This window comes from Photobacterium sp. ABD4_091, assembly GCF_056160145.1.
In genome coordinates this window covers 38,745-49,897 of record NZ_JBSWWQ010000006.1, presented here as the reverse complement: position 1 = coordinate 49,897, position 11,153 = coordinate 38,745, and the positions used below count along the sequence as shown (strand labels likewise).

At 47.3% G+C, this 11,153-nt stretch carries 10 protein-coding genes; 9 read left to right on the top strand and 1 reads right to left on the bottom strand.

From position 1 onward, the window contains the following. Window positions 1-32: 32 nt before the first annotated feature. From ACXAGQ_RS27725 to ACXAGQ_RS27685, 9 genes are all read left to right on the top strand, one after another. Complete coding sequence (locus ACXAGQ_RS27725) at window positions 33-1,370, top strand: amidohydrolase (protein WP_475258319.1); 1,338 nt, start codon at window positions 33-35, stop codon at window positions 1,368-1,370. A 53-nt stretch (window positions 1,371-1,423) separates the two neighbouring features. Then, window positions 1,424-2,056: an HAD family hydrolase gene (locus ACXAGQ_RS27720; protein ID WP_475258318.1), complete on the top strand. Its 633-nt coding sequence runs from the start codon at window positions 1,424-1,426 to the stop codon at window positions 2,054-2,056. Between the two features lie 227 nt (window positions 2,057-2,283). Then, on the top strand, window positions 2,284-4,515 hold the full coding sequence (locus ACXAGQ_RS27715) for an FUSC family protein (protein ID WP_475258369.1): 2,232 nt from the start codon (window positions 2,284-2,286) through the stop codon (window positions 4,513-4,515). A 58-nt stretch (window positions 4,516-4,573) separates the two neighbouring features. Next, window positions 4,574-6,175, top strand: coding sequence for a TolC family protein (locus ACXAGQ_RS27710; RefSeq protein ID WP_475258367.1), 1,602 nt, complete (start codon window positions 4,574-4,576; stop codon window positions 6,173-6,175). 6 nt (window positions 6,176-6,181) lie between these two features. Beyond that, the gene (locus ACXAGQ_RS27705) at window positions 6,182-6,385 is read left to right on the top strand and encodes a DUF1656 domain-containing protein (protein ID WP_475258366.1); all 204 of its coding nucleotides are present in this window, start codon (window positions 6,182-6,184) and stop codon (window positions 6,383-6,385) included. 17 nt (window positions 6,386-6,402) lie between these two features. Next, entirely contained in the window at window positions 6,403-7,302 is a 900-nt protein-coding gene (locus tag ACXAGQ_RS27700) for an HlyD family secretion protein (protein WP_475258365.1), read from the top strand. A 32-nt stretch (window positions 7,303-7,334) separates the two neighbouring features. Continuing rightward, entirely contained in the window at window positions 7,335-8,006 is a 672-nt protein-coding gene (locus tag ACXAGQ_RS27695; protein ID WP_475258316.1) for a potassium channel family protein, read from the top strand. Then, a complete protein-coding gene (locus ACXAGQ_RS27690) occupies window positions 7,999-9,150 on the top strand; it encodes an AI-2E family transporter (protein WP_475258314.1) in 1,152 nt (383 codons plus the stop codon). Before ACXAGQ_RS27695 ends, ACXAGQ_RS27690 begins: the two co-directional genes overlap by 8 nt. Window positions 9,151-9,281: 131 nt before the next feature. Further along, entirely contained in the window at window positions 9,282-10,232 is a 951-nt protein-coding gene (locus ACXAGQ_RS27685; protein ID WP_475258312.1) for an SDR family oxidoreductase, read from the top strand. An 85-nt stretch (window positions 10,233-10,317) separates the two neighbouring features. On the opposite strand, the gene ACXAGQ_RS27680 is transcribed toward ACXAGQ_RS27685, so the two are convergent. Then, window positions 10,318-11,151, bottom strand: a complete 834-nt coding sequence (locus tag ACXAGQ_RS27680; RefSeq protein ID WP_475258310.1) for a hypothetical protein — start codon at window positions 11,149-11,151, stop codon at window positions 10,318-10,320. Window positions 11,152-11,153 lie beyond the last annotated feature (2 nt).

Below are 11,153 nucleotides of genomic sequence, written 5' to 3'. Positions count from 1 at the left end.
CAAGCTTTGTAAAAAATAGTAGGAACAAATTAGTGTCAAGTAACTTGCAATTCGATGAACAAACGCTGTCGCAGCGCCTGATGAACCATCGCCGGGAGTTCCATCGCTACCCGGAAGCCGCATGGCGAGAATTCTTCACGACTAGCCGTATCGCTAGTCACCTCGAAAACCTAGGCTACTCGCTGCATTTCAGTGATGAGATCATTCTTCGCACTTCGATTATGGGGCGCGATGAAGTATTAGTTGCTGAAGCACAGGAGCGAGCAATCAGCTGGGGAGCTGATATCACCTACTTAGCCCATATGGATGGGATCACTGGAGTTGGCGCTGTATTGGATACAGGTAAGCCAGGTCCAGTCATCGCACTGCGCTTTGATATTGATGCCGTTGAAGTAATGGAAAGCGAAGAAGATGCGCACCGTCCACGTTTCCTAGGGTTTGCTTCACTTGCTCCTGGTGTTGCCCATGCCTGTGGCCATGATGCCCACGCTTCAATTGGCTTGGGTATTGCCGAGGTCTTGGCTGAAAATAAAGCTCAGCTAAAAGGTAAGATTAAGCTTTTGTTCCAACCAGCAGAAGAAGGCTGCCGCGCCGGTAAGGCGATTGCCGAAAGTGGCTGGCTGGATGATGTCGATTACTTCTTTGCTGCGCATATCGGCATGAATGTGCCAAGTGGTACCTTGGTTTGCGATCCCCAACACTTTTTATGCAGCTCTAAGTTTGATCTTCACTTTACGGGGAAACCAGCCCACGCCGGTATCGAGCCAAATGCCGGCCAAAATGCCTTGGCCGCCGCTTGCACTGCTGTCAGCCAGATGCTGGCGATTCCGCGTCACCGAGATGGTATGACCCGCATTAACATCGGGCAGATGCATGCGGGGGATGGCCGAAATGTGATCCCGGCCAGTGCTGTACTGCTGGGAGAAACCCGCGGTGAGAACCGTTCTTTGAACTCTTATATGTTCCAGCAGGTCGAGAATATTGCCGAGGCGGCAGCCATGATGCACGGGGTGAAAGTAAAACTCTGTGCTCAGGGTGAAGCCATTGGGCTGGAAAACGACGCTGAACTTGTCGAACTGCTTGAGTGTATTGGCCTGGAAAGTGGCTTTAGTGAAGTGGTTCGAGAGAAAGACTTCGGAGCCAGTGAAGATGCTGGCTATTTGGTTGACCGTGTTCAGTCCCGCGGCGGTAAGGCGATTTATTGCCTTGTCGGCTCTGACTTAACAGCAGGGCATCATAACGGTGATTTTGATATCGATGAAAGCCGTATGTTGCCGGCGGTGAAGTTGTTACTTAATGCAGTGAATGCATTGCAGCAACCACCATTGGTGGAAGAGTCTATAGATGAGTCATCGATAACAAGTAGTTAATTTTAAGCCCCAGTCTTTCACTGGGGCTTTTTTGTATCAACAGGGAAGAAAGAATGAAATACGAGACACTCATATTTGATTTGGACGGTACTATCAGCGATCCCAAACTCGGGATAGTGCGCTCAATGAATCACGCTTTAGCAGCGCATGGCTATCACACACGTAGCGAGGAGGAGATTGCTCGTTACATAGGGCCGCCTCTTGACCAAACCTTTATGGAGATTGTTGAATCCAACCAGTCATCATTGATCCTTGCCTTAGTGGATGCCTACCGCCAGCGATATGCAGAAATCGGCTATGCGGAGAATCACTTGTATACAGGGATAAGAGGATCTCTCGATAAGTTGAAACAGCAGGGTAAATACCGACTGGGGGTGTGTACCTCCAAGCGAGCCGATTTTGCCAACCAGATCCTTGCCTTGTTTGATCTGCATGATCATTTCGAGTTTGTTGATGGTGGCGATGTCGGGATCGAAAAGTGGCAACAACTCCAAGCGCTAAAAGAGAACGGCGTGATCTCAGATAAGTCATTGATGATTGGTGATCGCTATGTCGACCTGACCGCTGCTCACCGTAATGGCTTACAGTCTGCAGGCGTACTGTGGGGCTATGGTTCAAGAGCTGAGCTTGAACAGCACTCACCGCGCTTCTTGTTTTCCAAACCCAGTGAGTTGACTCAGTTATGAGTGTTTTCTCATTGCTGCATGAACTGTTTTAGAGGGCTAACAGTTCGATAGATAAGACAAATATTTGCTGCGCTTTATCAAAAATATCCTAGCATTATTAAGTATGCCAATGAGGGCATAATTAATAATGCTAGGGGTAGAGGGTGACCAAAGCCAACACTCAGATCCTCCACATACGAGATAGGCTGTCGGTTTTCCAGTTGGGAAACTGGCTGATCCCGTTTTGCCTGAGTGACAAGTTCAAGTTTGCCTTTAGGGTCGCCGTTAGCCTGACCCTTGCGTATATGATACCGATGGTATTGGGATGGACGCAGCCATCAACAGCAGCCACGACGGTGATGCTGATAGCCTCTACCGGCAGCCGCCGGGAGTCGTTGGCAAAAGGTACGTTACGTGTGCTCGGGACTATTGCTGGCGGTATTATTGGCTTGATATTAGTTGGCTTTTTCGCCCAAGACCGAATGCTGTATATGCTGGCGGTCTCCTTGGTAATTGTCGTTGTCTTCTATATCCGCTCTGCCTACCTTAATGATCCGACCTTATTTATGCTGACCGGCGTCATGATCCTCATGATGTATAACGGTGGCGATCCTGAAGGGGCGTTTCTCTATGGTTTAGATCGCACCTTTATGACGGTATTCGGCGTTGTTGTGTATACCCTAGTTGGCGTGTTTTTGTTCCCGCCAAAGGTTGAGCAGAACCTGCGGCAACTTGGTGATAATTTAGCTTCAGCACAAAGAGCGCTTTTTGAAGCGATGAGCTTACCGCCCCAGCAAACCCTGCAAGCACATGAGCCGCAACAGGAGCTGGATGTTGAGAACCGAGAACAAGAAACACTGCCTGAAGATACATCTCATGAAGATCCAGAGAGTGATGCAGAGGAAGAAGCTGAAGTCCCTCCGAGCTTAGCTGAACTAAGCAAGGCATTGTTTGCTGCCCAGCAGGCATTTGAAACCCGATACCAGACCCTCAACAGTGAGTGCAGTGAGATTTCGGCTTATAAAAAAGAGTGGGATGGCACCGTCGCTTTATTTGGCCAGATCACGGAGATTCTTCTGTTCGCTGCGAAAGATCATTCACGATCAGGAGGGCACCCGATGGAGTACCTTCGTGACTTTGATGCCTTGCGATCAGAAGTGATCCAGCTATTTGACAGGTTGCCTGATGCTTGGGAAAAACAGGATGCACATGCTCCTCAGGCCTTGGGTGATGTCGAATATGATGGCGAGAAACTAAAACGTGAAGGTCACTTATACAGAGGGGAAGCATTATCATCGGGCTATCTGTTTAACCAACTCAGAGAACGACTGACCAAACTTGAAAGCTGTATCAGCAGTATAGACTCACTCACCGGCAGCGTCGGCTTTGAATTGCCGCCACTAAAAGGCAAGCCCAACTTTAACTGGTGGGATGCCGAAAATGCTAAATCCGCCGTCAAAGTCTTGGTGACCTATTGGATTGCAGGCGCATTTTGGATTGAGTTTAACCCGCCTGGTGGTTATAACTTTGTCATTTTCAGCACCTTGTTTGTTTCTATTCTCTCTTTCATGCCTTTTCACCCAGTGATGCTTTTTATCTTGTTTACACTGGGTTTTGTATTTTCCATTCCCGCCTATGTGTTTCTATTGCCGCAGCTAACATTGGGGGCAGAGCTGGCAGTATTCATATTCACTTATACCTTTGTCGGCTTTTATGTGCTCAAAGGCCCGATAACCATCTTCTTTTTATTGGGGATGTTTACCTTAGGTATCGATAACAACATGGTTTATCACTTCGGGATTACCTTGACGGTGGTTACCCTGTTTTACATGACAGTGCTGTCTGTGGTGATTTCTTATTATCTGCCATTTTCCAGCCGTCCCGAGCATTTGTTGCTGGTATTTCGAGAGCGTTTTTTCCGCCATGCGACTGGAGTGATCCGATTATTACAGAAACACGAGCTCTCCCTTTGGCAGAAGCTTCAGCTGGTCTGGCGGATCACCACTATGGTGGTAGCGCTGAAAAAAATGCAAGTTTGGGGCTCGAAATTCAAAACTGATGCCTATCCGGGTTTAACGAGCGAGAAACTCAATCAGTATATTGAGCAGTGTGATCTTTTCCACCATCACTTGATGACTCTTATCAAGGCGCGTAAAAAACTCGATGAGAATCCCTTGCTTGTTCAAACCCAAAAAGGCAATAGAGATGTGGTTATTCCGCAATTGGTTCAGGCTTTATGGCAAATAGAAGCTGAAAATGAGGTGGTGAGTACTGAGTTGTTAAAGCAAGACTATCAAGCTTTGGAAGCAAAGCTGGATGAATACTTTTCCCATCTCGAGTTAGAGAAGTATTCAAATTCAGACATTGCAGGTTTCTATATCTTTCTAAACTTGAAGAAAAATATTTTTGAATCATTGCTCCAGTGCAAGCAGGTGAGTGATGAGGTTGCTTGGGGTGAACTGCAGATGAAGCGGTTTTAGGGGGCGATACGTGGGAAGTAAGATCAGCGTTTGTATAACAGTGATGTCTTTGCTTGTCATGTCAGGCTGTACGGTACTGGGGCCGAAATTCGAAGGTGTTGCGCCTGCGACTTTGCCAACGTCTTGGACTACATGGGATCTTGAGCGCAGCAAAACCAAAACAGCCCGCTGGTGGCAGCAGTTTAATGACCCTGTGCTCAATGAGTTAGTGGAGCAAGCCAGTCAGCAGAACCTGGACTTAGAAGCGGCAGGATTGCGTATTCTCCAGGCCCGTGCGGCAGTGGGTGTGGCCGAGTCGTTTCAATACCCGCAGCGGCAGAATGTCTCAGGCAGTGTGGCGAAAATCTACCAAAATGAAAACACCTTCGACAACGCCTCATTGAGCTTTGATGCGGCTTGGGAGCTGGATGTTTGGGGACGCTACGTGCTGGGTGTCGAATCTGCCGAGGCGACTTTATATGCCTCTATTGCGTCCTATCACGATATTCTGGTGACGATCACCTCAGAGGTGGCCCGTAACTATATCAATTTCCGAACATTTCAGGAGAGGGTGCTGTTATCTGAGCGAAATATAGAGATCCAGCGCCGGGTAGAACGGATCACTGAGATCCAGTATGAATCCGGTGATGTGACTGAGCTCGATGTACAGCAGGCGAGAACCCAGCTCTATAACACCGAATCTGCGTTGCCGAGTTTGAAGATTGGCATGATGCAATCACGTAATGCGATAGCGGTGTTGCTTGGCGTTCTGCCTGAGCAGGCCATGGTGATGTTAGACAGCCCTTGGGTCAATGCCAAGGTAAAAGCCTTTGATAATAAGTATGAAGGAACCCGCAGCAGCAGGCTGACGAGTGATTATGATCAGTATTCGTTGATCCCGGCAACAGTCCCTATCAGCACCCAGATTGAAGCGGGCTTGGTGCTGCGCCGTCCAGACTTGCAGCTTGCAGAGCTTCAGGCTCATGCCCAAAGTAGTCAAATCGGGATAGCAGAAGCTGATCTCTACCCGCAGTTTTCCTTGTTTGGGGTTATTGGCCTCAATAGTACCGTACCAGCCGGCAATGATTTTAGTTTCAGTGATTCGTTAAACCTTACTCTGGGGCCATCTTTTTCCTGGAACATTTTCCAATACGGCCGGGTAGAAAGCTCTATCCGTGCCCAAGATGCGCGTTTCCAGGAAACACTAACTAATTACAACAAACAAGTGCTGCTGGCCGTACAGGAAGTCACCAACGCCCTGGAGTCCTACCAGCTCAACCAAGTTCAGAAGAAGCTCGCCTTTCGCTCTGTAGATGCTTCCGTGCGGGCCTACAACATCTCTCTTACCCAGTATGAAAATGGCCAAATTAGCTTTGAGCGCTTGCTCAACTCGCTGGAGAAGATGACCCGGAGCGAGGATGCCTATGCGGTAGTGAAAGGGAATGTCGCCAATCAGGTGGTTGCACTCTACAAATCATTAGGTGGTGGCTGGGAGGCGGAAACTGGCCGGTCATACCTTAATGATGCAATTCGTTCGCAAATGGAGAGCCGGACTGACTGGGGTGAGATGCTCGAAGAAACGCAACTGCCGGTTTTAGCACCGAGCGAGGTACCCAAGGCGAAGTCGCCGTTTGGCGAACCTATCGATCCGGCTAAACAGAGCTACCCGGGAGGGCCTTAAATGGAAGTGCCGCATGAACTGTCTTGGGGAGACGTGTATTACTCGCCCTTTTTGCTCGTCATCATCTTATCTGTGATCGCGACTTGGATAACCGTTGTGATTTTGAATAAGACCCGCTTATCGCGGTTGATTGCTTATCCGTCGATGACATTTATCGCTATTACGGTGCTCTACACCGTGGCGATAGACGCTTACTTTATCCAGTTTTAGGTGTGCTAATGAAGAGTATAAAAAAACTATTCGTGATTGCGCTCAACCTCATCATTATTGGCGGAGCCATTTACTTTGGTTACCAGAAATACCAAGAGTATTTTGATAACCCTTGGACCCGAAATGGCCAGGTAAGGGCCAATATTATCAAAGTCGCGCCGCGAGTGTCTGGACCGGTGGTGTATGTGGCTGTGGTTGATAACCAGTTTGTCCGTAAAGGCGAGTTGCTATTTCAGATTGATCCGACGACTTACGAAAACACGCTGTCACAGGCCGAATCATCCCTAGAACGCGCCAAAATAAGCTCGAAAGGCAAGAAAATTGAACTGGACAGGTTGCTCGATATTCAGCGCAAGGACAGAGGCGCGGTGTCGCTCAAAGACATTACTCGTAGACAAATTTCCTATGAAGAGTCGTTGATCCAGATAAAGGTAGCAGAGCAAAAGCTGCAAGCGGCTAAATTGAATATGGAATTTACCCAGGTGTTTGCCTCGGTTGATGGCTATGTTTCCAATTTGGATATTCGGGAAGGCACCCAAGCGGTAGCCAACCAACCCTTGCTGGCACTGGTGGATGTCAACAGCTTCTGGGTGTTTGGTTATTTCCGTGAAAACCAGCTGGCAAATATCCGTATTGGCGATGAGGCAAAAGTGACCTTGATGGCCTACCCCGAACAGCCAATTGAAGCGGTGGTTGATTCTGTCGGGTGGGGGATAGCGCCGCAAAATGGTGCAGTGGGCTATAACTTGTTGCCGAGCGTTAACCCGGTTTTTCAATGGATTCGTTTGGCGCAGCGTATTCCGGTCAAAATCACACTGGCTTCTTTGCCAGATGGTGTGAGCTTACGCTTTGGTATGACGGCGTCGATTATGGTGATGGAAGAGCAGCAAAGCTCAGAGTCAGAACAAACTCAATAACTTGATATTTCATTACGTGGCGGGATGGGGAAATGGGTAAGAAAATCACCGAACAAAATAACTTTTACTACCTCACCATCGCATTGATTATTTTGCTGGTGAGCTCCTCATTGGATCAAGTGCTCCATATCACTTGGTTGGATAAGATCATGCAAGGGATCACCTTGCTGACGTTTGTCGTCTGCCTGGTCAGTTTGCGGTTTGATTCGGGGTGGTACCGGTTTCTGATAAGTCTTGTTATCTCGTGGGTAGGGCTGATAGTGATTAAGGAGCTCTTTGCGTTCAAGCAAGTCGATATCGCTATGTTGGTATTGATGCTGACTTTCTTTTTCGGCACGTTCAAATCGATCATGCGGCAAATATTGTTCACCGGGACGATTGATAACAATAAGGTCGTAGGCTCATTGGCGCTGTTCTTATTGCTCGGTTTGATGTGGGCTATCGCTTATCTGTTGATATTGGAATTTTCCCCTGAGTCCTTCACCGGTTTGGAAGCCAAGGACTGGGGAGATAATTTTTCCAATGCTGCTTATTTCAGTTTTGTTACCTTAACCACATTGGGCTACGGCGATATGAGCCCAATCTCTCCCGTTGCTCAGGTCATTGTGTATTTGGAAGCGATTGCTGGTGTGTTCTATATGGCAATTGTTGTAGCTAGCCTGGTCGGCGCCAGCCAAAACAGTCAGGAAAACAACGATGGATAATCAACTTGAAAAGTACAAGAGCAAGATATTTATCAATAACATGTTGGAGTCGTTCATCCGGATAGGCTTGCTGGTAATCCTGCTTGTCTGGACATATGACATTATCAAACCTTTTATTATTCCTGTGCTCTGGGGTGCCATCATTGCCGTCGCTTTGATGCCATTGACCTTGAAGCTGGAAGGGGCGATGAAGGGAAGGCGGGGATTGTCCGCAACCATTTTGGCATTGGTAGGCATTACTATTTTGGTGGTGCCGCTTGTTATTGTCATGGGGTCTGTTTTTGATGGTGTTGTTGCCATCACTGACTTTCTTCAGAGTGAGACAGTTAAACTGCCAGGGCCGCCAGCGCGAGTCGCTGAGATCCCCATGGTTGGAGAAAAACTTTATAGCACCTGGGCCTTGTTTGCGACCAATATGGAGCAGGCTCTGATGAAGTATTCAGAGGAGGTCAAAGCGGCAGTGGCGGCATTTGCCGGTGCCTTGGGCAGCAGCCTGGCAACGGTTGTGATGTTCATTATTTCTTTGATTATCGCTGCCGGCTTTATGGCTCATTCGGAGTCAATGGCAACAGCTGTCAAGCAGGTCTCGGTTCGTGTTGTAGGTAAGCATGGGGAAGAGTGGGCCGGCTTGATTGCAGCAACCATCCGCAGTGTGCTGCTCGGCGTTGTTGGTGTCGCATTTATCCAGTCAGTTTTGATTGGTGCTGCCATGTTTGTATTTAAAATTCCTGCGGCTGGTTTAATCACATTTATCGTATTCATCCTTGCCATTGCCCAGTTGCCCGCTTTGTTAATTGTGTTGCCCGTCATCGTTTATGTGTTCTCGTATATGGATACCACACCAGCAGCAATATTTACTGTTTGGGTATTACTAGCAGGGTTGTCAGACAATATCCTTAAACCCATGTTGATGGGGCGAGGGGTGGAGATCCCGATGCCTGTTATATTAATAGGCGCTATTGGTGGGATGATGTCGGCAGGTATTATTGGCCTGTTCCTAGGTGCTGTTATCCTTGCGATTTGGTATGAGTTATTTACCACCTGGATGAAAATGCCCCAGGAGGGAGTAGGAGATACGGAAGCTGATAACACAGAGGGAGAACTTTTAGATACAGACCCAACCGTCCAACCTGATACTAAGTAGTCGCTAGAACGTTAATGTAAGAGCTGGAATGTTGAATGTCGCAGGGCATTGATGTTCCAGCTTTTCTTTGCCTTGTAAATTGAATAATTACTCTATACTTGATTGAACATAAGCCTAAAGGATTGAAGGTAATGGGGAATTTTTTTGACAAAGCAAGGCGTGCTATAAACCAGTTAGAAGTAATGGTTAATACCATTTCTATGCCTAAGGTAAAAGCGGGAGAAGAGAATAACAGTGAGCCACTCACTGAGCAGTCGAGCACGTTAACGGGCAAAACCGTATTTATCAGCGGCGGCTCACGGGGTATTGGCTTTGCGATAGCCAAGCGCTGTGCACAGGAAGGGGCAACGGTGATTATCGCCGCGAAAACCACCGAGCCTCATCCCACACTCCCCGGTACCATCTATACGGCGGCAGAAGAGATCAATCAGGCAGGGAAGGGGAAGGCGATCCCTGTTGTATTGGATATCCGTGACGAGGCTGCCATTGCCAGCGCAGTAGAGCAGGCGGTTGAACAGACCGGCGGGATAGATGTAGTGATAAACAATGCTAGCAGTATTCACTTACAGAACTTGGAAAATACCCCAAGCAAGCGCTTTGACCTGATGTTTTCGATCAATGTCCGTGGTACGTACCTACTGACTCAGGCTTGTTTACCGTATTTACGCAAATCTCCTAACCCTCATATAGTAACCCTGTCCCCTCCAATTGATTTAAGCCCGCAGTGGTTCAAGAATTACGGCGCTTATACCAGTTCGAAGTATGGAATGTCGATGATGACCATGACGTTCGCCAATGAACTCAAAGAGTATGGTATAGCAGCTAATTCGCTATGGCCGAAAACCACGATTGCGACATCGGCGATATCCCACATGAAGAACGGCAAGACAATTATGGAACACTCCCGGCACCCAGCCATTATGGCCGATGCGTGTTATGAAACTATCACTCGGGATTCGAAAGAGTGCACAGGCCGGTTCTTTATTGATGAGGAAGTGTTGCAGCACCAGGGTGTTACGGACTTTTCAGATTATGCCTGCAAGCCGGGGGCGTCTTTGCAGCGGGATTTGTTTTTGAGTTAGTGTGCCTAAATTAAAATTGATAGGCTAGAAATAAAAAAGCAAGCGGCAAAGCCGCTTGCTAAAGGCTGTATTGCAAGTAATGTTATTAGAATTGGGTGGTTGAAATATAGTTTCCGTCAGAACCATTATTCACAAGTACGTAAGAGTAATCAGCGGAAGTTTGATTAATGTAAATATGGTTTTCGGTGGTCTCATGACCGCCATCGTTAATTTCGACACGAGCTTTTGAGTAGTAGCCATTTTGATCGATGCCAATGACATTATCATCAGAATAAGCACCTTCAATATCTACGTCTACTTTTAGGAATCCACCGTCTGATGAAGCCCATACGTAGTTGTCATCACCATCGTCAATAAAGATATCAGAATCGTTATGAAAGCCGTGTTGTTCAACTGTCACATAGTTGCGATCACCATCCGGATCAATTTCGACTTTTGAGTCGTTACCATAACCAGTTTGTGTCACATATGTGTGGTTGCCATAAGAACCCTCGTCGATTTCTACATCAGAATAGTTAAACTTACCATTTTGACTAACAGCAACACCGTTTTTATCTGAATTTTCATCAATCTCAACTTTGGAAGTGTTTCTATAACCCTGCTGACTTACACTTAGATAGTTTTCATCTGAGCTTTCATCGATTTCTACATAAGACTTATTCTTCGCACCGCCTTGATAAATATATAGATGGTTATCATCAGAGCGATCATTAATTTCAACCTTTGAGAAGTTTTCAGCATCATAACTGCCCGGTGAACTTTGTGTCACAGTGACGGAGTTGTCATCACTGTCTCGAGTAACGTAAATCAGAGATCGGTTATCATCATAATACTGAGCTTCAGAATAAGGCGAAGGTGAAGTTGCCATAGCAGTACCAGAAGCCATAGTTGCTGCGATAATCATTGCTAGCTTTTTCATGA